This window comes from Actinobacillus ureae ATCC 25976 (genome assembly GCF_000188255.1).
GTDB lineage: Bacteria > Pseudomonadota > Gammaproteobacteria > Enterobacterales > Pasteurellaceae > Actinobacillus > Actinobacillus ureae.
In genome coordinates, this window is sequence record NZ_GL831080.1 from 563,181 (window position 1) to 587,043 (window position 23,863).

Consider the following 23,863-nt stretch of genomic DNA (forward strand, 5'->3'; position numbering starts at 1 on the left):
ACTACAGCCCAAAAAAATAAATACCAATCAAGTTTCTTTAACGGATAGTGGAAAGATTATTGGCACAGAAAATAATGAAATTCTCCGCCATTATGTAGCACTTGCACAAGATTTTGGCAAAAAGAGATGGCTTCATGCCATCTTTTACTATTTGTTACCCTTGGATCGATTATGTGTCTTGCACAGCATTTCACAATTTTCAATCCCGGTTAGCCCACTCTTACTCCAAGCGGTAACATGGTCGGCTTCCATTTCTTCTAATGCCCAAATTTTAGTTTTATACAAATCTAAAGGAATACAAATAATGAATAAAAACTTACGCTTAAGTTTAATTGCTGTTGCTTGTTCACTCGCTATCACAGCTTGCTCATCCGACAATAAAGGGGCAACACGTTATGAAAATTTAGTAAACAGTAAAGCGGAAGAAACAGCTAAAAAAGCTGAAGAAGCAGCGAAACGTGCGCAAGAATCAGCAACAGCGAAAAAACTCTCTGATTTAGAACAGAAACAAAAAGAATTAGAAGCTGAATTAGCGAAAAAAAAACGGCAATGCGGCAGTGCCAAGTTTTGGTAGTAATGTTCCAAGTAATCTAATTAATCCATCAACACCAGCTAAAGCCAAAGATACCGAAGAAAAAGCAACAGAGAAAAAAGAACCTACAACTCCAACTTTAAAAAGCACCAACGGAAATGTGTTAACACCGGAAGATACAAAGAAAATTTTAGAAGAAGCGTTTAAAGATAATGGAGTAAATGGAAATACCATTAAATTAAGTGGTGCAATAACAACAAATACAGATAAATCTTTTTCTATTTCGAATGTTTCCGATACTGAGAATCAAGATTTAAATATTTTAATAATGGATGGACAAAAAATCGAATTAATTTCACTAGATACTATGAAAGAACACCGAAAAAAATCAGATTTAATTTATGATGATGAGCAACTTGTTTCTAATACTATTTTTGAGTTAAAAAATGGAAATACAACTGTTGGTAAAGTAGGAAGTATCCCTAAAGGTGGTTCAAAGTATGATTTTGAACAAATGCGCTATGGTTACTATACTGATAATGGAAAAACTCATTTATTTGTTCAAGGTTATATGACCCCAGATAAAAATGATAATGACCTTAATTTAGCGTCACCATTTTCTTACAGAGATGTATCTGCTGGTAAATTATCATCTCCACAAAAATTAAGAGAAATGCCAACAGAAAAAGTATATGAATATGATGGCAAAGCATTTTACGGAAATGGTAATGATTATAAAGAATTAACAGCCAAAGCATTTGCTGATTTTGAGAATCATAAGGTAAAAGTCGAGTTACTAGAAGATAAACACAGTAAATTAGTATTTGGTGGTAATATTAAAGGTAATACATTCTCTGGAAACTATAATGGCATTGTTAGCCAAGGGGCATTTTATGGTTCGAAAGCTAACGATATTGGTGGGTTATTCTATAACACTGAAGGAACTGAACAAGGAAATAATGGAGTATTTGGTGCAACTGTTAAAACTTGTGGTTGGAGAGGACCTTGTACAGATGCAAAATCACTAGAACAATTCAATGTGAAATAACTATGACTGGATACTAATATGAAGAAACTCCCCCTAACACTACTTACAGTAGCTTGTTCATTTGCATTAATCGCTTGTTATTCAAGCGGTGGTTCGGTTGAACCACCTAAAGTAGCGGATAAAATGCCAAATGTCGCAACAGCACCGGCGGCTGGTAGCAATTCAAGTAGCAATAGCAGCTCGCAAAATGCTAACAGTAAACTCTTTACCACCGTAAATTCTGCGTTTGAGAAAAAAACAAGTACAGAAATTTCCGGCACAATTTTAACTGTCGCCCCAAACGGTGATTTAACGGCTAAAAAGCCGGAAACATTAGAAGATTTAGATTCGATTATGGTAGACGGAGTAAAAATTACTCTGTTTACAGCAGGAGATAAACTTTCTGATGTTGCTGTCGGTAAATTAAAACAATCTAATGAGAACGGCGGTAAGCTCTATGTAGGTAGCATGGCGGATAGTTATGGTGCTTATGGTAGTTATCAAGATCCGAACCGCTTTAAAGAAATGCGTTACGGTGCATATACTTTAAATGGTCAAACGCACTTATTTGTACAAGGCTTCTTAACGCCTGAGCAAAATACCATTAACGTGCTTGGCGATACGTTCTATCCGATGCCAAAAGAGAGTACGTATAAATACACTGGCTTTGCGTTATATGGTAAAGATAACCAATACGCTCAACTTAACTCTGAAGTTATCGCTGATTTTAGCAATAAGAAGCTTAAAGTTGAGTTAAAAGAAGCTGGCGCAGCAACTGCCAAAGCAACTTTTGGGGGAGAGATTAGCGGAAATACCTTTAGCGGAACCAGAGACGGAATCGAGACTAAAGGCGCATTCTATGGTTCTTTAGCTCGTGACGTAGCCGGCCTGTTTAATGATACGAAAACAGGTAACAACGGCGTATTCGGTGCTTCCGACAAACGTGCTATTAGTACTTCGTTAGAAAATTTCTAAGTATAACGAACATCCTCTCAAGCGGTGTGATTTGTAAAGTTTTTTGCAAATTACACCGTTTTTTTAATTTTTATAACCACAGAACACGCTGGAAAGCTTTATATGTTCTAAGGTTTGTTTAATTGTATTGCGATCAATCACACTTCTTCTCACACAATTTCCTTTACCTATAAAAAAACACGGATTACATCAATCTTCTGTGTAATCCGTGTTTTCTGTAGTTTATTAAAATGCTTATATCAAATTAGAAGCGAATTTTTACCGAAGCAGAATAGTTACGTCCCAGAGCAACAAAACGTTCTAAACCACGTAACTCTTTATCAACCGTGTTGGTTGTACCTAAGCGGTTGATACCACGTAATGCATCCCATGTATGATATTTACGATTGAAAATATTGTATAAACCTGCACGTAAGGTTACATTTTTATGCACTTTCTAGAAGCCTTATACATCAAATAAAGTTGCTGAACCGTTTAAATATGGGAACGGTTGGCTTACTCGTTTGGTACGAGATTTGTCATAAGTGACTATCGTTGCATCTTTAGCATGCTTTGCGCCTAAATAAGTCCAACGAGAATGAATTCCCCAAATATCATTCGGGCCTTCATAGCTTAATCCTAAAATCACTTTTACCGGCTGTACGGAAAGTAAGCTTGCTTCCGTGCCGTATAATTTACTTTTCGAGTACCCCACGCTGCCTAAGAATTTAAAGCCTTGCGGAATATATGCGCTAACTTGGTCTAAATTTACCTTGCTCGTCACTTCCAAGCCGGAAATACGAGCTTTATCCACATTAATCGCTTGGTTAAAAATGGTCGGATTAATTGAGTTATAGCCATAGTATTGGCAATGCACATCACATTCCATCTGAGTTAAACCATTAGTTTCTTGTTCAAACAAGAAATCTTTATAGCGAATGTGATACAGATTCACATTTAAATGCCCAAGGCGATTTTTGCCTCGAATATTAATTGAGTTATTTACGCTGCGTTCTGCTTTTAAGTACGGGTTCGCAAGCCAGTTACCCGAAGGATGTTTATATGAGAAGAACATCTCCGAAGCAGACGGTACGCGATATCCTGTTGAAACATAATAACCTAGATTCCATACCGGTGTAATTTGTGCACTCAAGCCTAATGAACCGATTAAATTTTTAAAGGTGGTTGCTTTGCTACGAGTATCGCAGTTATGACATTTCGCATTTAGTTTTTGAGGAGCAAGTTGTTCTTGATCATAACGTAAACCTACCGAAACCAAGAATTTTTCATTCCACTGAATTTTATCTTGGGCTGCAAGATAGAAAGATCGGGTACGAATCGGATGTTGAATCGCATAGGTCAATCTTGCGCTTGAGTTCGAGAATAAATAAGTATCGGTATTCTCATTTTTAAAATCACGTTGAGATATCGCCGTACGTAACATAATGTTATGCGTACCGTAATTTGTTTCAAGTGGAATCGAATCTAAACGTAAACCGATACGATGAAATTCATTATTCATATTACGATCATAAATTTCATCCAAAGATTGTTTAATGTGTTTATGATCACTAAAACCTTTATAATTAATTGCACGTACATTGGTTTGCTGATAGTCGTATTCTATTTTTAAATAAGATAAATAACCGCTTGTCGGGAAATATTCATAAGCAACATTAACATTGTGATGCTCACCTTCATCATCCGTCTCACGCCATAATGAATCAAAAAAGTTGTAAGAACGATCATCAGTAAAAGCTTTCGTAAGTTGATTGCTATAAGAAGCGCTCACACGATGTTTTTCGTTAAATAGGTGACCCAATTTCACTAAATTACTGTGATTACGGTGGAATGGCGGATCCGGTGCGCCGCTGGTGTTGTTCCAAGCAACTCTGCCGTTACCTAAACTTTTTTGCTCGTGATCGTAACGAGTGGAATATAAATAGACCGCATCCAACTTCTCATCTTTATAGGCAGCGCCGGCAGTATGTACCCATTCGCTGTTTTTACTAGCGTAACTATTTTTTAATAACACGCCGAATTTATTACCGGGTAATACAATATCCGCCGCATCTAAAGTACGATAGTTAACCTCGCCGCCAAGCGAACCGCTACCGGTGGTAAATGAATCCGCCCCTCGTACAATATCAATCCCTGTTACTAATTCGGGATCAATGGTCAAACGTGAAGTATTAAAGTTACCATAACGTGCGTAGAGTGAGTTTTCTTCTGAATCTGGTAAGTTTACTCCGTCAATACTAATTCCTACACGGTTACCTCCCACTCCACGCATTGCAAAGCCATTTTAAATGGCGACCGCTATCGGCAATCCCCACATCGGTGGTATAACGTACAAGGTCTTTAATGTCAGCGATTAATTCCTCTTAAATAGCTCGGCGATTTTTCTTAATTTCACCAATTTTTTTCGACTGCTTTTGTTCAGCCATTACGGTTATTTTCTCTAGTTCTGCCACTGTTTCTTGTGCCTGTGTTGTATTCACTACGCCAAAAACAGCAAGTAATGTTGCCATTGATATTTTTTGATAGACCCTCATTGGATTCCCTTCTTATTTTTCTTGCAATTGACTTTTATTTTCATTAAAAAAAATAATTACAGTTATAAACATAAATTGCAGTAGTAATCTATATAAATGAGAATTATTTTCCTTACTAATAGATGAAAATTTCCGCTTTAATCCGGATAAACAGCTATGATAGACTGTGGTTCATTTTAACTATTTAGAGATACCACTATGTCAATGCTCACTCTCGCTCAACAAGCCAAAACCGCCTGTGTCGAACTGGCTCAATTCGGTAACGTTCAAAAAAGCCAAGCACTATTTGCTATTGCACAGCAGCTTGAACAACATTCAGCAGAAATTCTTGCGGCAAATGCCAAAGATATTGAATTTGCAAAAAATCAGGGAATTTCGACCGCTATCATCGACCGTTTATTATTAAATGAAAGCCGTTTGCAAGGCATTGCCAACGATGTGCGTAACGTAGCGAAATTAGCCGATCCGGTTGGGCAAGTGATGGATGGCGGTGTGTTAGATTCAGGACTGAAAATTGAACGCCAGCGTGTACCGCTCGGGGTGATTCTCACAATTTACGAAGCACGCCCGAATGTGACGATTGATGTTGCTTCTCTCTGTTTAAAAACCGGCAATGCAGTGATTTTGCGTGGTGGCAAAGAAACTAAATTTACCAATGCAGTGTTAGTAGAAGTGGTGCAACAAGCGTTAGAAACCGCCGGTTTACCGAAACTGGCGGTTCAGGCGGTCACCGATCCGGATCGTGCTTTATTACTCGAATTATTAAAACTCGATCGTTATATTGATATGGTAATCCCTCGTGGCGGTGCTGGTTTGTATCAGTTCTGTAAAGAAAACTCGACCATTCCGGTCATTGTCGGCGGTATCGGTGTTTGTCATACTTTCGTGGAAAAAAGTGCCGATCAACAAAAAGCGTTAGATGTGATTGCGAATGCCAAAACGCAACGTCCAAGCACGTGTAATACGCTCGAAACTCTATTAGTTGAAAAGGAAATAGCGGTCGAATTTTTACCGAAACTTGCAAATCGAATGAAAGCATTAGGCGTGACATTACATACCGATGATTTGCAAAAAACGGAAGGAATTGAACCGCTTGATCAAGCAAGAATGCGTCAAGAATGGCTTTCGTTAGATTTAAATGTAGTGGTAGTCGATAACTTAGCCAAAGCGGTGGAACATATTCGTGAATACGGCTCGCAGCATTCGGAAGCGATTCTAACTTCTGATTATCAACTGGCGCGTCAATTTGTCGCCCAAGTCGATGCGGCGGCAGTCTATATCAATGCTAGCACCCGTTTTACTGACGGCGGGGAATTCGGTTTAGGGGCAGAAGTGGCAGTAAGTACCCAAAAACTCCACGCACGAGGTCCAATGGGCTTAGAGGCGCTCACCACCTATAAATGGGTCTGTGAAGGTGATTATTTGGTCAGAAAATAAATCGCCCTTTGCAAACCTTTTCTTGCTTACGAATGCTGTACTTAAGCATTCGTAAGCGGCTAGATTTAGTTAAATTTTTACCATGAATACTCTTCCTCTATTTTGCAAAATATTCTTTAAACGCTGGCAACAAAATAAAATTGCTATTTCGGCAGGCTATCTGACTTACAGCACAATGTTAGCGATAGTGCCATTAATCATGGTGGTGTTTTCGGTCTTTACTTTTTTTCCAATCTTTCATGAAGCCACCGAATTACTTAAAGATTTTATCTATGATAACTTCGCCCCGAATGCAGGACATTTGGTCGAAGAATATATTAAGTTGTTCGTCAGCAATTCGGAAAAAATGGGATTAATCAGCATTGTCGGCTTATTTGTCGTCGCAGTGATGTTGATTTCCAGTATTGACCAAAGCCTAAATGACATCTGGCATAATACACGCAAGCGGTCGATTTTTATCTCTTTTTTGCTCTACACTTTAATTCTGATTTTTGCGCCGATTTTTGCCGGAATGAGTATTGCAATTAGCACTTATGTGATGTCTTTTGCCGTATTTAGTGAAAACGGAATGTTGTCCTTTAGTCACCATTTACTCAAATATGTGCCGTTTTGCTTGATTTGGTTATTATTCACTTTCGTATATAAAATTGTACCGAATACCGAAGTAAAAGGTAAACACGCCGCAATCGGTGCATTATTTGCTGCAATATTTTTTACTTTGGGTAAACAAGCGTTTATTTGGTACGTCACGACATTTCCGTCTTATCAAGCGATTTATGGCGCACTTGCCGTATTACCGATTATGATTGTTTGGATTCACTTAAGCTGGCAAGTTGTGTTACTTGGCGGGCAATTTGCTTCAGTATTAAAAGATTTAGAAATGATAAAAAATGGAGAATTAGAACTAAAATGATTGGCTTAATCCAACGTGTAAAATGGGCAAAAGTAGAAGTTGAAGATCAAACGGTCGGTGAAATTGCGCACGGTTTATTGGTATTACTCGGTGTAGAACAAGGTGACAACCAAGCCAAAGCGGATAAATTACTGGAAAAGGTGCTTAACTATCGCGTATTTTCCGATGAGCAAGGCAAAATAAACTTAAACGTGCAACAAGCCGGCGGAAGTTTATTAGTAGTATCGCAATTTACCTTAGCAGCCGATACTAATAAAGGCTTGCGTCCAAGTTTTTCGCGTGGCGCTGCCCCTCAGGAGGCGGATGCGTTATACGAATATTTTCATCAGCAAGCCGCTCAGAAAATCCATACTCAAACCGGACAATTCGCAGCAGATATGCAAGTCAGTTTGCAAAATGATGGGCCGGTCACTTTCTGGCTACAAGTTTAAAATGCAAAAGGTGCAATTCATTGCACCTTTTTTACTTAATAGAAAAATTGTTGTCCTCGGCTGCCATCACATTGATAAATCGCCAGTTTATTGCCTCGTTTACCAATATCTAAACATTTACCGCTCATACTACTACGGATTTGTTGACCGTCTCTAAACCACCGCTGATTCTCTCCGCCATGACAACGATAAGTAATCACTTTTGCACCGTTGTATTGGTATTCGCCGCCAACATCCAAACATTGCCCATTCACTTTAATTTGTGAATTCATGAATTCAAAACGCTGGTTCGCTTTACCGTGGCAGTGATAAGCAATGATTCCGCGATAATCTGAGCCGCTTTGGTCTAAACATTTGCCCGATGCCGTTTTAATTAATCCGCTATGCGGTAAATGCGGATACCCCTGTTGGTTATTCGGCTGCTGACTCGGCACAATAATCACATTCGGTGTATTAGTCGGATAACCGCCTCCTACCTCTGCCGCTGGAACAACATAAACACACGCTGACAGCGCTAACATTGTAAGTAACACAACTTTTTGCATAACATCTCCTTTATCGTTTTTATGACTTTTTTTGAGCTTAATAAGAAGCATATTTTCGCTAAAAGTTCCCAAATCACCAAAAGTAAAATGTCCCAACCAAACAAAGGATGAGGCATTTCATTGGTAAAAAATTGAGAAAATTTAACTGCTTACGAGGCTATTTGCGCTGCCTTTGCTTTCGGCTTTGTTGTTAATTTTAATAGGAAATAGCCGATAACCGCCGAAACGAAAGTTCCCATTAAAATACCTAAACGAGCAAGCGCTAATATGCTCTCGTCCGCATGTTCTTCGCCGAAAGCAAGCCCTGCAATAAACATCGACATGGTAAAGCCTATACCGCACAGCACCGCAATCGCAAAAATTTGTTTAAAGTTAATCCCTCTCGGTAACTTCGCGATGCGTAATAAAACCGCTAAATAGCTAAATAAAAATACACCAAGCGGTTTACCGATAATTAAGCCAAGTGCGACACCTAACGGTAATGGCGAAGTGATTTGCTCTAAACTCATACCGCTTAACGACACTCCGGCATTTGAGAATGCAAATAGCGGTAGAATTGCAAATGAACACCATGGCGCAAGGGTATGTTCAAGGTGATACAGAGGTGTTTCACCATTTTTACCACGTAACGGAATACAGAAACCGATAATCACACCGGCTAAGGTTGCGTGTACGCCGGATTTCAATACCGATGCCCATAAAATCGTACCAATAATTGCATAGTTCATTAGCCCGACTACTTTATAGCGATTCATACCGATTAGAATCAAAATCGCAATGCTGGCAATAATTAGTGCTTGAATACTCATCTCATGTGAGAAGAACAAGGCAATCACTACAATTGCGCCAAGGTCATCAATAATCGCTAAGGCAAGTAAAAATACCTTGAGTGCCGGCGGCACTTGTTTACTGAGTAAAGCAACAATACCTAACGCAAATGCAATATCGGTTGCCATCGGAATTGCCCAACCATCTTGGTAAGCAGGGAAATTTCGGTTAATCATCCAATAAACTAACGCCGGAATTACCATTCCGCCGATAGCGGCAAACGCTGGAAAAGCGGCCTTTTGATAACTGGATAACGAGCCTTCAAACAATTCTCGTTTTACTTCCAAGCCGACTAAAATAAAAAAGACCGCCATAAAGCCGTCATTCACCCACATGAGTAACGGCTTATCAATGCTGAAGGCACCAAACTTAATTGCTACCTCGGTTTGTAAAAAACTAAAATAAAGTTGCTTTAAATCCGTATTCGCAAAAATCATTGCGAGTAAGGCGGAAACCAACAATAAAATCCCACTTGCTGCTTCTAGTTTCAGAAATTTCTGAATCTGTTTGATCATAAAAATCTCCTATCGTTAAATGAGGTTATTATGTTTAAACTTCGTTTTACCTCTTTTCTGACATTAACATTTTTTTAGCCTAACACAAAAGTAGAATTCGCTGTAATTTTGTTAAAATAAGGGATAAATTTCATCTATTTGCTTATTTTTGAATCAAAAGAGGTATCACTATGTCAAATGAATGGCTTTATTGGGCGCTCGCCTCCGCATTATTCGCTTCACTTACTGCAATTTTTGCTAAAGTCGGCTTACAGGGTATTGATTCGGATTTCGCCACCTTTATCAGAACAGTGGTCATTATCAGAACAGTGGTCATTCTGAACGCTCTCGCCGCCTTTCTGACTTATAGCGGTAAATGGCAGCCGTTCGGTTCTCTAACCGGTAAAAACTGGACATTTTTAATCTTATCCGGTTTAGCCACCGGTGTTTCATGGCTTGCCTATTTCAAAGCGTTACAAATGGGAAATGCCTCGCAAGTTGCCCCGATTGATAAATTTAGTATTGTTTTGGTTACCGTATTTGCCGTGATCTTTTTAGGCGAAAGACCGAGCAGTCAAGATTGGATCGGCATTGCGCTTGTCGCAGTGGGTGTTTTAACCCTTGCAATAAAGCGGTAGAATACCGTTAATTTTTTGCAAAATTTCAATTAAATTTAACCGCTTGTAACACACTATTTATGGCAAACGCATTTCCGATTATCGAGGTGGTATTTGCTCATCATGATGAGCAAATACCACTTCCTTTTTTACCGCCGACAGGGCTTTCCGAACGCCAATTAAAATGTTGGAAAAGTCGCAGAGCCGCCCATTTTTTATTGACTCAACTGTTTGAAAAATATCAATTGCCACTAAATTTATTGGATGATATGCAACGTACGCAAAGCGGCAGACCTTTTGTACAACATGAGAACATCGATTTTAATATCAGCCATTCCGGCGAATGGGTGGCAGTGATCTTTTGCTATCATAAAAGTAAATTACAAGTGGGGATTGATATTGAACACCCGCAAAAAATCAGACGCTATGCCGATCTGTTACGTCATTATGCGAATACGGAAGAAATTGTGGGTTTACTTGAGCAAAATCATACGCCGTTTACCGAATTAGCCGATCGGTTTTATTTGAGCTGGTGTTTACATGAAGCGGTATTGAAATCGCAAGGTGTAGGGATTGTGAAGTTGTCCGAAGTACAACATTTTCCACAACAACGCATTGTTCGTTCGGCATACTGCCCGATGGGTACATTACATTTTTATCATCAGCTGCCGTTTTACTTATGCTATTTTTATCAAGATTTAGCGAACTCGCTTGCTGTTCTCAGTGAATGGAAAGCAGGGAAATTGCAAAAAATTTCCGATTTTCAACCGCTTGTTTATCAAGTTAATCCAAGGAACCTAAATGCCTAAACTCACATTAGCAGAAAAACACTCTCGCTTTGGGAAAGTTATTTCCGAATTTTTTCAGTGGACACTGAATATTTCGTTATTAGTAGCGGGGTTATTACTCTCTTACTCACTCTTTTCCGAAGCCTATTTTTTGTTCGAATTATTGGCAAACCACAGCGAAAAATTCCAAATTGTCGAAAAAATTGTGATTTTCTTCCTCTATTTCGAATTTTTATCGCTTATCGTGCAATATTTTAAATATAATTATCACTTCCCACTGCGTTACTTCCTGTATATCGGGATTACCGCCATGGTGCGCTTAATTATTGTCGACCATTCCAATGCAATGCATACACTGCTATTCGCTTTATCCATTTTAGTGATGATTATTGCATTATTTATTGTTCATACAGACCGCTTACGTAAGAGCTAAGGAATTTATATGGCTGAGATTCTTCAATTCTCACAACATGATTTGCATATGCTCAAAGAAGAAACCGTCTATAAAGGGCATTTTGAACTGAAAAAAATGCATTTTCGCCATAAATTATTTTCCGGTGAAATGAGCGGTGAAATTGTGCGTGAATTATTAATTAAAGGGGCGGCGTCTGCACTGATTGCCTATGATCCGATGCGAGACAGCGTAGTGTTAGTAGAACAGGTACGTATCGGTGCTTATGATCCTCGTTCGGATAAATCACCTTGGTTGCTAGAATTAGTTGCCGGTATGGTGGACAAAGGAAATGAAGATCCGGCGGAAGTAGCTATCCGAGAAGCGCAAGAAGAAGCCGGTTTATACGTAGAAAAAGTGAAACACGCACTCAGCATTTGGGACAGCCCCAGCGGTCAATTAGAACGTTTGCATCTATTTCTCGGTTTAGTCGATAGCTCAACCGTTCAATCGGGAGCCATACATGGTTTGGAAGAAGAGGGCGAGGATATTTTGGTACACATTGTCAGCCGTGAACAAGCCTATCAGTGGGTTTGCGAAGGGAAAATTGACAATGTGATTGCCGTTGTCGGCTTGCAATGGCTACAACTTAACTATCAAAAATATCATAAGAAACGATTTATTCTATTGACTAAAAGTTTTCGCCCTCTTTTGGAGGGCGAATTTGTTGGATAAATGCTCAAAAAACGTAAATTTCTGTGAAAAATGAGGCATAACGCTCATTTTTAATTATCAGTAGCTGATAAACTAAAATAACATAGTTAAAGTATTGAGCCATGAGAGCACAAAAGTAGTCGCTTAATAAGGAGAAAAATAATGAACGGCTTTTATTCGCTAGGTAAAAAGGAACCTGTTGTGCGATTACTTCAAATCACTGATCCTCACCTATTTTCCGCTGAACATGAAAAATTACTTGGCGTAAACACGACCGACAGTTTTCAGGCGGTACTTGATCAAATCCGACAAACTTTGTTTAACTATGATTTAGTGCTTGCCACCGGTGATCTTATTCAAGATCACAATCCTGAAGCCTACCATCGTTTTGCTGAAATGGTTAAGCAGCTTGCTAAACCAGTTTTTTGGTTGGAGGGAAATCATGATAGACAACCACAAATGAGCCTCTATTTAGCTAAGCATCCGCATATCCAAGCAGAAAAACAAATTTTAGCCGGCTCGCATTGGCAAATACTCTTACTAAACAGCCAAGTTGCAAACGCGCCTAGCGGCAATTTATCTTTTGGACAACTTGCTTGGTTAAATAGCAAATTAACTGAATATCCTGAACGTTATACCTTAGTTGTACTACACCATAATATTTTGCCGACTAATTCCGCATGGCTTGATCAGCATTGTTTAAAAAATAGTAACGCTTTGGCAGAAGTATTAAGCCGTTATCCGAATGTTAAAGCAATTTTACACGGACATATTCACCAAGAAGTCGATGCAGAGTGGAAAGGTTATCGAGTGTTAGCAACCCCTTCGACTTGTATTCAATTTAAACCGAATTGCGATGAGTTTACCCTTGATCTCTTACCGCAAGGCTGGCGAGAACTCAGTTTATTTGCAGACGGCAGAATAGAGACTGAAGTGAAGCGGTTAAATTCGAATGCTTTTTTACCGGACTTTCAGTCAAAAGGTTATTAATTAAAACACCCGTGCAGAAATAAAAATGGCTAGGTATAAAACCCAGCCCATTTTGATACATAATGAATAAAATTTTTAACTGTCCGAATCAAGTCCGTACATATAGATAGACGTATCAACCGCCGAATAGTTCATGCAAATGATTCTTTTTTCGTGGAGAGCCGACCATGAATCCATTTCGTAACTAAAACCATCTAATATTTGTTTATATGGTTATATTTTGACCTTGCGCAAACGATTAAGTTCCGATAATGGCCATATTCGAAAGAATTTTTCTTTCGATTCGAAAATTTTTGCAAATAATGCTGTTTATCTATTTCAAATTTTCTCAAATTCTTGTATCTTTTTGCTTTCGCAAATTCCTGTGAAAATCAACCCGCTTGAAGGAACTTCCACAATGTCTGTAAAAAGAGTATTTGATTTAATCAAAGATAACGATATCAAATTCGTAATGTTAAAATTTACCGATATCAAAGGTAAAGAACACGGTGTCTCACTCCCAGTAAGCTTAATCGGTGACGATTTAGAAGACTTATTCGAAGAAGGTAAAATGTTCGACGGTTCGTCTGTTGAAGGTTGGAAAGCAATCAATAAAGCCGATATGCTTTTAATGCCAATCGCTGAAACCGCTGTTGTTGACCCTTTCGCTCGAATCCCTACTCTTACTATCCGCTGTAGCATCTACGACCCAAACACAATGCAATCTTATGACCGCGACCCGCGTTCAATCGCTATTCGTGCGGAAAATTACTTAAAATCAACCGGTATTGCTGACAGCGTAATGTTTGGCCCGGAACCGGAATTCTTCTTATTTGATGATGTACGTTATAACGTTGGTATGAACAACGTGTCGTACAAAATTGATGATATTGAAGCGGCTTGGAACACAAATCGTAAATATGAAGACGGCAATACAGGCTATCGTCCACTCAAAAAAGGCGGTTACTGTGCCGTTGTGCCAATCGACTCGACACATGATATTCGTTCGGAGATGTGCTTAATTTTAGAAGAAATGGGCTTAGTGGTTGAAGCGCATCACCATGAGGTGGCAACAGCAGGTCAAAATGAAATTGCGACGAAATTTAACAACCTTACTTTAAAAGCGGACGAAACACAGATCTATAAATATGTCGTGCAAAATGTTGCGTTAGAACACGGTAAAACAGCTTGCTTTATGCCAAAACCGTTTGCTGGTGATAACGGCTCAGGTATGCACTGTAATATGTCATTAAGCAAAGACGGCAAAAACGTATTTATGGGCGACAAATATGCCGGTTTATCTGAAACTGCGCTTTATTATATCGGTGGTATCATTAAACACGCTAAAGCATTAAATGCGTTTACCAACCCAAGTACAAACTCATACAAACGTTTAGTACCGGGCTTTGAAGCACCAGTATTATTAGCTTATTCAGCGAGTAACCGTTCGGCATCAATCCGTATCCCAGCGGTAACCAGCCCGAAAGCAACGCGTGTTGAAGCTCGTTTCCCGGATCCATTAGCAAACCCATACCTCTGCTTTGCAGCATTGTTAATGGCAGGTTTAGACGGTGTAATTAATAAAATTCACCCAGGCGATGCAATGGATAAAAACCTTTATGACTTACCACCGGAAGAACTTAAAGAAATTCCAGCAGTGGCAAGCTCATTAGAAGAAGCGTTAGATTCACTTGCAGCGGACTATGAGTTCTTAACTCAAGGCGGCGTATTCTCGAAAGAATTCGTGGATGCATATATCAATATTCGCCGTAAAGAAGTGGAGCGTTTAAATATGACGCCACACCCGGTAGAATTTGAAATGTACTATGCATAATTGCAAAAAGATCGAAAAAGGCGACCAAGCGGTCGCCTTTTTTATTGCTATTTGAACTAATGATCTTCGTGCGAATATTGTTTACTACAACAACCTGGCACTGGGTCTTCTCCCCCCTCATTCCAAGGGTGACAACGTGCGATACGTTTAGTCGCTAGCCAGCCGCCTTTTACTGCGCCATGCCGCTTTATTGCTTCGACCGCATAAGTCGAACAAGTCGGATAAAAACGACAACGAGGTCCAATTAATGGGCTAATGCAATAACGATAAAAATAGATTGGTAGCAATAATAAACGAGCCCCAATTGAAGGCGTTACTTTTACGCCTGCGGCTTTTTCGCCAGGCGGATGTGACGAACCCATAGCTTCTCCAACATCGCAAAAAGAGTGGCATTATCGAGCTTACCGATACCGCCTTTTGCCACAAACACAAAATCTGCACTTGGTAATTCATGCTGCTTTAAACGAAAGCTTTCACGCACAATACGCTTAATGCGATTACGATCGTGAGCACGTTTTAAATGTTTTTTAGCAACAGTTAAACCAAGACGAGGAATATCAAGATGATTATGACGAGCGAGAATAGTAAGTTCGGGAGTGCTAGCTCGAAACGGTTGTTCGAACACAGCTTTAAATTGAGTGGGAGCTAACAAGCGTAGCTCCCGAGAAAAGGTTAGCTTTTTCACTGATGTGATAAGGCTTTGCTTCAACTGCAAATTATGCAGATAAAGATTTACGACCTTTAGCACGACGACGTGCTAAAATTTGACGACCGTTTTTAGTAGCCATACGAGCACGGAAACCGTGAGTACGAGCACGTTTTAATACAGAAGGTTGAAATGTACGTTTCATTGCTATCTACCTAAATATTTAAATATGTTGGCTGGAATTAAATCTTTGCCAAACGAGGACCATAAAAAAGAGTTGAGATTTTACCGATAAATTAAACAAAAATCAAGGACGAAAGCAAAATACCCTTCGATTATTTGCAAAGTTTTTCCGAAAAAAGACCGCTTGATATAGATTATCACCTATCTCTGTAATTAACGCAAAAATTCTATTTGTTTTCATATCCGAATTAACGCAAAATTCAGCTATTTTGATCCATATTCAAAGAGCTTTCTTATGACCTCAAACAAAATCGGCGTACTACTGGCGAATCTCGGCACTCCTGATGAGCCGACAGCTCCGGCGGTAAAACGCTATCTTAAACAATTTTTAAGTGATCCTCGTGTGATCGACTTACCTAAATTCAAATGGCAATTGATCTTAAACGGGATCATCTTGCCTAAAAGATCTCCTAAGGTTGCAAAGCTTTATCGTGAGATCTGGACAGAGCAAGGCTCTCCGCTACTAGCTATTTCACGCCAACAACAACAAGCACTACAAGATTACTTTAATCAACAAAACCAAAATGTCTTGATGGAGCTTGGGATGAGCTATGGTAATCCGAGTATTGAAAGCGCAACCGACCGCCTGATTAAAGCAGGTGTGAGTAAAATCATTGTGTTGCCGCTTTATCCGCAATACAGCAGTACTACAACCGCCTCAGTGTTGGATGCTTTCACACGTGGCTTAACTCAACAACGAAAAATTGTGCCGTTTGAGTTTATTCATAGCTATCATAACGATCCACTTTATATTCAGGCACTGGCGAATACGATTCAGTTAGCTGAAGATGAAAAATTATTGTTTTCGTTCCACGGTATTCCTAAGCGCTATCAAACTGAAGGTGATTTTTATCCGGAACATTGCCAGCAAACCGCACAATTAGTCGCAAATAAATTATCGCTTTCTGACGAACAATGGTTGGTAACTTATCAATCTCGTTTTGGCGATGAAGAATGGTTACAACCTTATACTGATGAAACCTTAGAAAAATTACCAAGCCAAGGCGTGAAGAAAATCGCCGTGATTTGCGCTGGCTTTTCAGCGGATTGTTTGGAAACATTAGAAGAAATTGCTGAGGAAAACAAAGAAAACTTCCTCAACGCCGGTGGACAATCTTATCGCTACATTCCGGCGCTCAATGCCAATGCCGATCACATCACGGCATTAGCTAAATTAATTGAAGCGAAGCTCTAATATATAAGGGAGATATAGCCGTGGCTATATCCCCCTTTTTGTTAGCTTTTACTCTTATAACAACAATCATTCAGATGATCATCAACTAATCCCATCGATTGCATAAAAGCGTAACAGGTAGTTTCCCCGACAAATACAAAACCTTTCTTTTTCAATGCCTTTGACATCGCTGCCGAAACGGCTGTTTTTGCCGGTACGACTGATAAATCCGGTACATCATTAATTTGCGGTTTACCACCTACAAATGCCCAAATAAACCGGCTGAAATCTTCTCCATTTGCTTGCATAGCAAGATAAGCCTTCGCATTTTTAACAATCGCTTCCAGTTTAGCTTGGTGGCGAATCAAACCGGCATCTTGCATAAGTTGCTCGAGATCTTCTTCCGTCATTTGTGCAATACGTTCCGGATCAAACTGGAAAAATGCCTGACGGTAAGCCTCACGCTTTTTCAAAACCGTAATCCAAGAAAGCCCTACTTGTTGCCCTTCTAGACAAATTTTTTCAAATAATTTGCGGCTATCAAATTCAGGCTTGCCCCATTCTTGATCGTGATAATCGATATAAATTTCACTTTCGCCAACCCAGCCACAACGTGTAACCATTTGCTATTTTCCTTACAAAAACAACCGCTTATCAAATAACAAGCGGGCTAATTTATAAATAAATTTTCCAACCTTCGGCACGGATTAATCGGATTTGATTGTCCTTTGATAAATATCCACCTTTGACCGCATCTAAAATTGTGCCTTGCGGTAAGTTTACCGAAAATAATTCCGCTTGAGATTTATCTTCGGATAAGACAACATAAATCGCCACATCACGATTTGCTGGATCAGCTAAACGAATGTTTACTAGCTTAAAAGGTTCTACACATTCTTTTTGCAAAAATGAATAGCTAAAACCGGCTGATGATAAGCAACCGTACTTATCTTGTGTCGTACCGACACTTTCCTTGTTCACTTCACACGCACTGAGAAAGCCAATGAATATGCTGATGAATAATAATGTTCGCATGGTAAAAAATTGATGAAAAAAGACCGCTTGTTCGCAATGACAAGCGGTCGGATTTTAACTAAAAATTACTATCTTTTCGGTAAATAACGTGTCGGGTCAACAGACTTACCTTTGTAACGAATTTCAAAGTGAAGTTTGTTACTGTTGGTACCGGTGCTACCCATTTTAGCAATGGTTTCACCGGCATTTACGGTATCTTGCTCATCAACTTTGATACTATCGTTATGTGCATAAGCACTTAAGAAGTCATCGCTGTGTTTAATGATAATTAAGTTACCATAGCCTTCTAAAGCGTTACCTGCATACACAACTTTACCTGCTGCAGCCGCTTTCACGTCTTGACCTTTGCTACCGGCAATATCAATACCTTTGTTACCGCCTTCAGCAGAAGAGAAACCGGATACAACACGACCGGCTGTCGGCCATTGCCATTTAAAGTTTGAAGCCGGTGCAGCTACCGTATTTGATGTAGAGTAATTCGGTGAAGTTGCTGTTGTCGCACGCACAACCGGAGCGGTTGCTGCGGTTGCCACTACACCACCGGATGTTGCAGTTGCAGCCGTACCTACTGAAGCTTGAATACCATTATTTGCCGATGATGTCACGGCCGGAGCAGCTGCACCAGTACTTGCTTTTACCGGACCGGTAATATTACCGTCAGAAGAATAAGTAGTTCCATTTGCACCTTGCTGATAAGTCACTTTCGGCTCTACCGGCACGGTCACTTTTTCTTCTACCGTTATCGTCTCTGTTGCCGATTTACCTGTTTTTAGTTTTTGCCCTACGGTTAATTGATATGGTTCACTCATATTATTTAATGCGGCAATTTCTTTTACGTCTTTACCGATAATATAAGCAATCAAAAACATGGTATCGCCTTTACGTACCGTATAAGTTGAGCCGTCATAAAAGCCTTTCTGAATTTGACTATATACCGGCGCATTATTCGCATCACGAGGGATTTCGAAATTTTGGTTTACCTTTTTCTCTACCGTTTTTGTTTTTTTCACAACTTTCGTTGTTGTTTGAGGTTGAGCCGGTTGCTCTGTGATAACCGGATTGGTTACCACAGGCTGAGAAACAGTCGGCACGCTTGCCGGTGTATTTCCCATTGTTGCAGGCATTGATGTCGGCTGAATATCAGACTGCCAACCATAAGTTGTCGGTGCTGTACCGGATACCGGTTGCATTACACCAGGGCTTAATTCCGTGCTGTCTTTTGCACTTACAACCGGAGCCGGATCATTTGAACTACATGCGGTTAAAATAAGTGTGGCTACAGGCAATAGGAGAAATGATTTCTTCATTTTGTCACGTGTCCTTTTTTATAAATAGGGTTACTTAGTCATCGACGCCGGCATTGGCGCTGATTCTACTTCTGAAGTCCAGCTATAACTGCCTTCCTCTGCACCAGAACCTGAAACAGGTTGCATAACACCCGGTGCTAATTCCGACTCACCCTTTGAAACAGATTGATTTGCACTACAAGCAGCCAAACCAAGCACGAATGGGATTAAAAACAATACTTTTTTCATTTCGCTTTCCTAAATCTATAAACGGACAAAACGACAGTCGTCAACACGACTGCCGTTAAATAAATGATTATGTTGGCATATTATCTTACGCGCAGTACTTGACCGACTTGTAACTTTGTCGTAGTACTGATGTTATTTAATGCAGCAATTTGCGCCGGTGTTTGACCGGTTAGGTAGGAAATAAGATACATCGTATCGCTTTTACCTACCGTATAGCTGCTGTCGGTATAACAGCCTTTAATCATTTGCGCATATACCGGTGTCCCCATGCTATCGCGAACTACCTGACAATTACCGATAGTCTCAGATTGCGCCACAGAAGCAGGTTGAGGCTGAACGGCAACCGGTTGTGATTGTGGAACCGCTTGTGGAGCAGTGTTATAAGTTGTCGGTGTCGTATTGTAAGTTGTTGAGGTCTGTCCGATTGTGTGAGTCGGAGCTGAGCTCATTGAAGCCGGCATATCCGTTGCCTGAATAGTTTCAGATGATTGCCAAGTTGGAATCGCAGAAGTAGTTAATGAACCTGCTTCAGCTACGCTTGCTTCCGATTCAGATGAAGAATTACAAGCGGTTAATGCTAACGATACCATTAATGGCAAAAGTAAAAGTGACTTTTTCATATAATATCCTTACTTAAATAACTCATAAGCCAGATAAGCGACAACCGCTAATGCAATCGTCCCCCAGCCAATTAATTCGATAGAACGGCGGATTTTTTCAGCATATTTCTCGCCACCCCATGCCGAAAGTTTGGCAACTAAAATAAAACGAGCAAAGCGAGAAATGGCGGCAGTAACCACAAACGGGAAAAATGCCATTTGCATTACACCTGCACAGATTGTAAATACTTTATACGGAATTGGCGAGAAACCGGCTAAAAAAACAACCGCCACGCCCCAAGTTTCAAACCAAGATTTCGCTTTGTTGAAGTTTGCCTGCATTCCCCAATCAGCAATAATGCCCTGCACCCAATCAAATGCATATAAACCGATAAAGTAACCGATTATACCACCTAAAACCGAAGCAATTGTCGTATAAATCGCATATTTAGTTGCATTTTTCGGTTTGCTCATCGACATTGGAATCAACATCACATCCGGCGGAATCGGGAAGAAAATCGCCTCAATAAAACTCACAAAGCTTAACCAAAAAGCTGCAAAACGGTGTTTAGACCACTCCATTGTTTTATCATAAATTGTACCCAACAATTTCATTTAGAAAATATCCTCTAACGCTTGGATTGAATAGTGAGCTGTCATATCCGCCTGAATCGGCGTAATTGACACATAATCGTGTTCTAATGCGTAGAAATCCGTCCCTTCGCTGGCATCCACTGGTACGCCATTCGCACCTAGCCAATAAATTGTTGAACCTCGAGGATCTTCTCGTTTGACAATTTCCGCAGCCGGCGAACGATGCCCTAAACGAGTCACCATTACACCTTTTACTTGTTCATAAGGCACATCCGGCACATTAATATTTAGAATCTGACGTGCAGGTAAAATACCTTTTTGTACTTTCGGTAATAAATCCAATACGACTTGCGCCGCCGTTTCAAAATGATTATTACCGAATAGATGTCCCTGTGACTTTTTACCGACAAGTGAAATCGCTAAACTTGGTAGCGGTAAATGTCGCCCTTCCAAAGCAGCGGCAACCGTGCCGGAATAGACAACATCATCACCTAAATTGGCACCGTGATTAATGCCTGAAATCACTAAATCAAATGCTGTTGGTAAAAAACCGTTAAGCGCTAAGTGTACACAATCTGCCGGTGTACCCGCAATCACAGAATAGTTAAATTCATCAATTTGATGTACACGAATAGGCTCCATCAATGTAAGGCAACTTGATGCCGCACTGCGATTGCGATCCGGTGCAATGACCGTCACAGAATGTCCTGCATCACGTAATGTTTTTGCGAGTGTTTGAATCCCTTGCGCATGATAACCGTCGTCATTGCTGATCAAAATATTCATTATTCTTGTTCCGTTAATTGAATTAATTCACGTACTAGTGCGGTCGCATAACTACCTGAATCTAAAAAGAATTTAAGGCGTAAACCTTCAGACTCAAATTCCCATGAAAAGTTTTGCGGTTTACAGAACATTGCGCGGCGTGCATTTGCCATTCGTTCTTTTTTCATTAATTCGACTAATGCTGTATGACGAGCAACGATTGCCGTTTCCATTTCATTCGCATTCGAATCTAATGATTTTTCACCAATTAACGGCGCAGTTAATAACACATCACCCGAATCAAGTCGCTGCTGAGTTTCAGCAATTTCATTTTTTTCGACCACAAAGAAGCTGTTCGAACCAGCCAATTGCACATAATCACCAGCTAAAACGGTTTGGGTTAAACGCTCTGCAATACGTTGCGAAACCACCAAATTAAACACTTCGCTACGTGCTGCCGATAGATAGAAGCTACGCTTTTTGCGATCTTTAACGTTAATTTCGCCGTTTGCCCAACGAAGTGCTTGGGTTAAGTTATGACCGTCACGCCCAAAGCGTTGTTCGGTAAAATAATTTGGAAATCCGACCGCTTGTAATTGACCTAAACGTTGCTTAAGTTCATCCGATTCGCTTACATCACGTAATAATACCTCAAAATGATTACCGTCTAAACTCCCAACTCGAATCTTACGGTTATGACGAGTAACCTCTAAAATCTTTACGCCCTCGCATTCAAATTGTGCAAAATTGGGCGTTTCTTTACCGGCTAAATGTAAACAAAACCATTGTTCGGTAACCGCATGGCGATCTTTCAGCCCCGCATAACTCATATTTTTTGCGGAAATACCGACAAATTTCGCTAACTGTTCGCCGACAAATAGTGTATTTGCATTGGTTTTACGGATTTTTACCGTAACAAATTCACCTTCACCGCTCAGCGGATAACCAAGTTCTTCTCGCACGATAAAATCTGCAAATTCCGCCTTTAATTTGCTCGCTTGTTGCGGCTGCCCTAAGAGATAATTTAATTGCATTACACGCCCTTTTATAAAGCATAAAAAAGGCATCCGAAGATACCTTTCAGCCGTTTCTTTCAAATAGCGTTATTCTATCAGTTATAGCTAACTTTTAAACCTACATATTAGGGTTTTAGCCGATAAAAAAGAAAATGTTCTGTTTGATACTTGATATAAATCGTAATTCTTTCAGAAAAGAATCAAATTCTTTTGCAAAATTTGTTATAGTTCACACCGCTTATATTTTTTATATTCAAACTCAATAGGAGAAATAAAATGGCACGTCGTCCATTTGTAATGGGTAACTGGAAACTAAACGGTAGTAAAGCATTTACGAAAGAGTTAATTGCCGGCTTAAAAGCGGAATTAGCGGATGTTAAAGGCTGTGATGTTGCGATTGCTCCACCGGTAATGTACTTAGCGGAAGCAGAAGCGGCATTAGCGAGTCAATCAGTAATTGCATTAGGCGCACAAAACGTAGATGTAAATATACAAGGTGCATTTACGGGCGACATTTCAACCGAAATGTTAAAAGACTTCGGTGCAAAATATATCATTATCGGTCACTCTGAACGCCGTATTTACCACAAAGAAAGTGATGAGTTTATTGCGAAAAAATTCGGTGCGTTAAAAGTAGCGGGTTTAGTGCCAGTATTATGTATCGGTGAAACCGAAGCGGAAAACGAAGTGGGTCAAACAGAAGCGGTATGTGCAAAACAAATTGATGCGGTAATTGATGCGTTAGGCGTTGAAGCGTTCAACGGTGCAGTAATCGCATACGAACCTATTTGGGCTATCGGTACAGGTAAATCTGCAACTCCAGCTCAAGCACAAGCGGTTCACGCATTCATTCGTGGTCACATTGCAGCTAAATCACAAGCAGTAGCAGACCAAGTAATCATCCAATACGGTGGTTCTGTAAACGATGCGAATGCAGCGGAATTATTCACACAACCGGATATCGACGGTGCATTAGTGGGTGGTGCGTCATTAAAAGCACCTGCATTTGCGGTTATCGTAAAAGCTGCAGAAAAAGCAAAAGCATAATTAATTTAATGCTTTAACAAGCGGTTGGATTTGTAAAAAATTTTGCAAATCCAACCGTTTTTTTATTGTTATTCATACGATATACCGTAAATAAAAAAATAGGCACAAACCTCTTGTCTGCACCTATTTTATTAATGGAAAGAAATATGTATGTAAATTTAGAGTATATTATTTAAGGGG

26 protein-coding genes and 2 pseudogenes are annotated in these 23,863 nt (G+C 39.8%); 14 read left to right on the forward strand and 14 right to left on the reverse strand.

What is annotated here, in order from left to right; translation table 11 throughout:
- The 3 genes and pseudogenes from HMPREF0027_RS13200 to HMPREF0027_RS02830 all read left to right on the forward strand — a co-directional run.
- Positions 1-574, forward strand: a pseudogene (locus tag HMPREF0027_RS13200) (hypothetical protein); the annotation flags it as partial.
- Entirely contained in the window at positions 558-1,580 is a 1,023-nt protein-coding gene (locus HMPREF0027_RS02825; RefSeq protein ID WP_005622084.1) for a transferrin-binding protein-like solute binding protein, read from the forward strand. The pseudogene HMPREF0027_RS13200 and the gene HMPREF0027_RS02825, both read left to right, overlap by 17 nt.
- 18 nt (positions 1,581-1,598) lie before the next feature.
- Positions 1,599-2,534 (forward strand): transferrin-binding protein-like solute binding protein, encoded by a 936-nt coding sequence (locus HMPREF0027_RS02830; RefSeq protein ID WP_005622086.1) that lies wholly within the window; start codon positions 1,599-1,601, stop codon positions 2,532-2,534.
- Positions 2,535-2,778: 244 nt separating this feature from the next.
- Here the strand turns inward: HMPREF0027_RS02830 and HMPREF0027_RS02835 are convergent.
- A pseudogene (locus HMPREF0027_RS02835) lies at positions 2,779-5,068 on the reverse strand (TonB-dependent hemoglobin/transferrin/lactoferrin family receptor).
- A 198-nt stretch (positions 5,069-5,266) separates the two neighbouring features.
- Between HMPREF0027_RS02835 and proA the strand changes: the two are divergent.
- From proA to dtd, 3 genes are all read left to right on the forward strand, one after another.
- Entirely contained in the window at positions 5,267-6,505 is a 1,239-nt protein-coding gene (gene proA / locus HMPREF0027_RS02840) for a glutamate-5-semialdehyde dehydrogenase (RefSeq protein ID WP_005622090.1), read from the forward strand.
- Positions 6,506-6,587: 82 nt separating this feature from the next.
- Positions 6,588-7,418: a virulence factor BrkB family protein gene (locus tag HMPREF0027_RS02845; protein ID WP_005622091.1), complete on the forward strand. Its 831-nt coding sequence runs from the start codon at positions 6,588-6,590 to the stop codon at positions 7,416-7,418.
- Positions 7,415-7,849 carry a D-aminoacyl-tRNA deacylase gene (dtd, locus tag HMPREF0027_RS02850; protein WP_005622092.1) on the forward strand — a complete coding sequence of 145 codons (435 nt, stop codon included), beginning with the start codon at positions 7,415-7,417 and terminating at the stop codon, positions 7,847-7,849. The genes HMPREF0027_RS02845 and dtd overlap by 4 nt, the downstream gene beginning before the upstream one ends.
- Positions 7,850-7,884: 35 nt before the next feature.
- Here the strand turns inward: dtd and HMPREF0027_RS02855 are convergent, their stop codons facing one another.
- The gene (locus HMPREF0027_RS02855) at positions 7,885-8,394 is read right to left on the reverse strand and encodes a ricin-type beta-trefoil lectin domain protein (RefSeq protein WP_244261830.1); all 510 of its coding nucleotides are present in this window, start codon (positions 8,392-8,394) and stop codon (positions 7,885-7,887) included.
- Positions 8,395-8,543: 149 nt separating this feature from the next.
- A complete protein-coding gene (gene nhaA, locus HMPREF0027_RS02860) occupies positions 8,544-9,737 on the reverse strand; it encodes a Na+/H+ antiporter NhaA (protein ID WP_005622095.1) in 1,194 nt (397 codons plus the stop codon).
- Between the two features lie 170 nt (positions 9,738-9,907).
- Between nhaA and HMPREF0027_RS02865 the strand changes: the two genes are divergently transcribed.
- The 6 genes from HMPREF0027_RS02865 (at position 9,908) to glnA (ending at position 15,029) form a co-directional block, all read left to right on the forward strand.
- Positions 9,908-10,354, forward strand: coding sequence for an EamA family transporter (locus HMPREF0027_RS02865; protein WP_005622096.1), 447 nt, complete (start codon positions 9,908-9,910; stop codon positions 10,352-10,354).
- Positions 10,355-10,413: 59 nt separating this feature from the next.
- The gene (locus HMPREF0027_RS02870; RefSeq protein ID WP_005622097.1) at positions 10,414-11,142 is read left to right on the forward strand and encodes a 4'-phosphopantetheinyl transferase family protein; all 729 of its coding nucleotides are present in this window, start codon (positions 10,414-10,416) and stop codon (positions 11,140-11,142) included.
- A complete protein-coding gene (gene psiE / locus HMPREF0027_RS02875; protein ID WP_005622099.1) occupies positions 11,135-11,554 on the forward strand; it encodes a phosphate-starvation-inducible protein PsiE in 420 nt (139 codons plus the stop codon). The genes HMPREF0027_RS02870 and psiE overlap by 8 nt, the downstream gene beginning before the upstream one ends.
- A gap of 9 nt (positions 11,555-11,563) precedes the next feature.
- Complete coding sequence (nudF, locus tag HMPREF0027_RS02880) at positions 11,564-12,247, forward strand: ADP-ribose diphosphatase (protein ID WP_005622100.1); 684 nt, start codon at positions 11,564-11,566, stop codon at positions 12,245-12,247.
- A gap of 141 nt (positions 12,248-12,388) precedes the next feature.
- Positions 12,389-13,216, forward strand: a complete 828-nt coding sequence (cpdA, locus tag HMPREF0027_RS02885) for a 3',5'-cyclic-AMP phosphodiesterase (RefSeq protein WP_005622101.1) — start codon at positions 12,389-12,391, stop codon at positions 13,214-13,216.
- A 397-nt stretch (positions 13,217-13,613) separates the two neighbouring features.
- Positions 13,614-15,029: a type I glutamate--ammonia ligase gene (gene glnA / locus HMPREF0027_RS02890; RefSeq protein ID WP_005622102.1), complete on the forward strand. Its 1,416-nt coding sequence runs from the start codon at positions 13,614-13,616 to the stop codon at positions 15,027-15,029.
- Positions 15,030-15,085: 56 nt separating this feature from the next.
- Here glnA and yidD read toward each other — a convergent pair whose 3' ends face one another.
- The 3 genes from yidD to rpmH are packed head-to-tail and all read right to left on the reverse strand — an operon-like array spanning position 15,086 to position 15,880.
- On the reverse strand, positions 15,086-15,391 hold the full coding sequence (gene yidD / locus HMPREF0027_RS02895; protein WP_005622103.1) for a membrane protein insertion efficiency factor YidD: 306 nt from the start codon (positions 15,389-15,391) through the stop codon (positions 15,086-15,088).
- Positions 15,349-15,714: a ribonuclease P protein component gene (gene rnpA, locus HMPREF0027_RS02900; RefSeq protein ID WP_081456950.1), complete on the reverse strand. Its 366-nt coding sequence runs from the start codon at positions 15,712-15,714 to the stop codon at positions 15,349-15,351. The genes yidD and rnpA overlap by 43 nt, the downstream gene beginning before the upstream one ends.
- A gap of 31 nt (positions 15,715-15,745) precedes the next feature.
- A complete protein-coding gene (gene rpmH / locus HMPREF0027_RS02905; protein ID WP_005622106.1) occupies positions 15,746-15,880 on the reverse strand; it encodes a 50S ribosomal protein L34 in 135 nt (44 codons plus the stop codon).
- Between the two features lie 273 nt (positions 15,881-16,153).
- Between rpmH and hemH the strand changes: the two genes are divergently transcribed.
- Positions 16,154-17,113 (forward strand): ferrochelatase, encoded by a 960-nt coding sequence (hemH, locus tag HMPREF0027_RS02910; RefSeq protein ID WP_005622108.1) that lies wholly within the window; start codon positions 16,154-16,156, stop codon positions 17,111-17,113.
- A gap of 41 nt (positions 17,114-17,154) precedes the next feature.
- Here the strand turns inward: hemH and HMPREF0027_RS02915 are convergent, their stop codons facing one another.
- The 8 genes from HMPREF0027_RS02915 to truD form a co-directional block, all read right to left on the reverse strand.
- Positions 17,155-17,715 carry a DNA-3-methyladenine glycosylase I gene (locus tag HMPREF0027_RS02915; protein ID WP_005622109.1) on the reverse strand — a complete coding sequence of 187 codons (561 nt, stop codon included), beginning with the start codon at positions 17,713-17,715 and terminating at the stop codon, positions 17,155-17,157.
- Positions 17,716-17,767: 52 nt separating this feature from the next.
- Complete coding sequence (locus tag HMPREF0027_RS02920) at positions 17,768-18,127, reverse strand: hypothetical protein (RefSeq protein WP_005622110.1); 360 nt, start codon at positions 18,125-18,127, stop codon at positions 17,768-17,770.
- Between the two features lie 68 nt (positions 18,128-18,195).
- Complete coding sequence (locus HMPREF0027_RS02925) at positions 18,196-19,434, reverse strand: peptidoglycan DD-metalloendopeptidase family protein (protein ID WP_005622111.1); 1,239 nt, start codon at positions 19,432-19,434, stop codon at positions 18,196-18,198.
- A 30-nt stretch (positions 19,435-19,464) separates the two neighbouring features.
- A complete protein-coding gene (locus tag HMPREF0027_RS02930; protein ID WP_005622112.1) occupies positions 19,465-19,662 on the reverse strand; it encodes a putative periplasmic lipoprotein in 198 nt (65 codons plus the stop codon).
- Positions 19,663-19,742: 80 nt separating this feature from the next.
- Positions 19,743-20,282 carry a LysM peptidoglycan-binding domain-containing protein gene (locus HMPREF0027_RS02935; RefSeq protein ID WP_005622113.1) on the reverse strand — a complete coding sequence of 180 codons (540 nt, stop codon included), beginning with the start codon at positions 20,280-20,282 and terminating at the stop codon, positions 19,743-19,745.
- A gap of 9 nt (positions 20,283-20,291) precedes the next feature.
- A complete protein-coding gene (locus HMPREF0027_RS02940) occupies positions 20,292-20,876 on the reverse strand; it encodes a YqaA family protein (RefSeq protein WP_005622114.1) in 585 nt (194 codons plus the stop codon).
- A complete protein-coding gene (gene surE / locus HMPREF0027_RS02945; RefSeq protein WP_005622115.1) occupies positions 20,877-21,641 on the reverse strand; it encodes a 5'/3'-nucleotidase SurE in 765 nt (254 codons plus the stop codon).
- Positions 21,641-22,654 carry a tRNA pseudouridine(13) synthase TruD gene (truD, locus tag HMPREF0027_RS02950; protein WP_044024236.1) on the reverse strand — a complete coding sequence of 338 codons (1,014 nt, stop codon included), beginning with the start codon at positions 22,652-22,654 and terminating at the stop codon, positions 21,641-21,643. The genes surE and truD overlap by 1 nt, the downstream gene beginning before the upstream one ends.
- Before the next feature lie 258 nt (positions 22,655-22,912).
- Between truD and tpiA the strand changes: the two genes are divergently transcribed.
- Positions 22,913-23,683: a triose-phosphate isomerase gene (gene tpiA / locus HMPREF0027_RS02955; RefSeq protein WP_005622118.1), complete on the forward strand. Its 771-nt coding sequence runs from the start codon at positions 22,913-22,915 to the stop codon at positions 23,681-23,683.
- Positions 23,684-23,863: the final 180 nt, after the last annotated feature.

What these genes read in the sequence shown, in the direction of transcription:
- rpmH (WP_005622106.1), bottom strand. Translation starts at nt 15,880, where the DNA reads ATGAAACGTACATTTCAACCTTCTGTATTAAAACGTGCTCGTACTCAC.
- surE (WP_005622115.1), bottom strand. Translation starts at nt 21,641, where the DNA reads ATGAATATTTTGATCAGCAATGACGACGGTTATCATGCGCAAGGGATT.
- HMPREF0027_RS02855 (WP_244261830.1), bottom strand. Translation starts at nt 8,394, where the DNA reads ATGCAAAAAGTTGTGTTACTTACAATGTTAGCGCTGTCAGCGTGTGTT.
- HMPREF0027_RS02930 (WP_005622112.1), bottom strand. Translation starts at nt 19,662, where the DNA reads ATGAAAAAAGTATTGTTTTTAATCCCATTCGTGCTTGGTTTGGCTGCT.
- nhaA (WP_005622095.1), bottom strand. Translation starts at nt 9,737, where the DNA reads ATGATCAAACAGATTCAGAAATTTCTGAAACTAGAAGCAGCAAGTGGG.
- HMPREF0027_RS02935 (WP_005622113.1), bottom strand. Translation starts at nt 20,282, where the DNA reads ATGAAAAAGTCACTTTTACTTTTGCCATTAATGGTATCGTTAGCATTA.
- HMPREF0027_RS02915 (WP_005622109.1), bottom strand. Translation starts at nt 17,715, where the DNA reads ATGGTTACACGTTGTGGCTGGGTTGGCGAAAGTGAAATTTATATCGAT.
- HMPREF0027_RS02845 (WP_005622091.1), top strand. Translation starts at nt 6,588, where the DNA reads ATGAATACTCTTCCTCTATTTTGCAAAATATTCTTTAAACGCTGGCAA.
- HMPREF0027_RS02870 (WP_005622097.1), top strand. Translation starts at nt 10,414, where the DNA reads ATGGCAAACGCATTTCCGATTATCGAGGTGGTATTTGCTCATCATGAT.
- proA (WP_005622090.1), top strand. Translation starts at nt 5,267, where the DNA reads ATGTCAATGCTCACTCTCGCTCAACAAGCCAAAACCGCCTGTGTCGAA.
- yidD (WP_005622103.1), bottom strand. Translation starts at nt 15,391, where the DNA reads ATGGGTTCGTCACATCCGCCTGGCGAAAAAGCCGCAGGCGTAAAAGTA.
- psiE (WP_005622099.1), top strand. Translation starts at nt 11,135, where the DNA reads ATGCCTAAACTCACATTAGCAGAAAAACACTCTCGCTTTGGGAAAGTT.
- HMPREF0027_RS02920 (WP_005622110.1), bottom strand. Translation starts at nt 18,127, where the DNA reads ATGCGAACATTATTATTCATCAGCATATTCATTGGCTTTCTCAGTGCG.
- HMPREF0027_RS02865 (WP_005622096.1), top strand. Translation starts at nt 9,908, where the DNA reads ATGTCAAATGAATGGCTTTATTGGGCGCTCGCCTCCGCATTATTCGCT.
- HMPREF0027_RS02940 (WP_005622114.1), bottom strand. Translation starts at nt 20,876, where the DNA reads ATGAAATTGTTGGGTACAATTTATGATAAAACAATGGAGTGGTCTAAA.
- dtd (WP_005622092.1), top strand. Translation starts at nt 7,415, where the DNA reads ATGATTGGCTTAATCCAACGTGTAAAATGGGCAAAAGTAGAAGTTGAA.
- truD (WP_044024236.1), bottom strand. Translation starts at nt 22,654, where the DNA reads ATGCAATTAAATTATCTCTTAGGGCAGCCGCAACAAGCGAGCAAATTA.
- HMPREF0027_RS02925 (WP_005622111.1), bottom strand. Translation starts at nt 19,434, where the DNA reads ATGAAGAAATCATTTCTCCTATTGCCTGTAGCCACACTTATTTTAACC.
- tpiA (WP_005622118.1), top strand. Translation starts at nt 22,913, where the DNA reads ATGGCACGTCGTCCATTTGTAATGGGTAACTGGAAACTAAACGGTAGT.
- hemH (WP_005622108.1), top strand. Translation starts at nt 16,154, where the DNA reads ATGACCTCAAACAAAATCGGCGTACTACTGGCGAATCTCGGCACTCCT.
- cpdA (WP_005622101.1), top strand. Translation starts at nt 12,389, where the DNA reads ATGAACGGCTTTTATTCGCTAGGTAAAAAGGAACCTGTTGTGCGATTA.
- nudF (WP_005622100.1), top strand. Translation starts at nt 11,564, where the DNA reads ATGGCTGAGATTCTTCAATTCTCACAACATGATTTGCATATGCTCAAA.
- HMPREF0027_RS02830 (WP_005622086.1), top strand. Translation starts at nt 1,599, where the DNA reads ATGAAGAAACTCCCCCTAACACTACTTACAGTAGCTTGTTCATTTGCA.
- glnA (WP_005622102.1), top strand. Translation starts at nt 13,614, where the DNA reads ATGTCTGTAAAAAGAGTATTTGATTTAATCAAAGATAACGATATCAAA.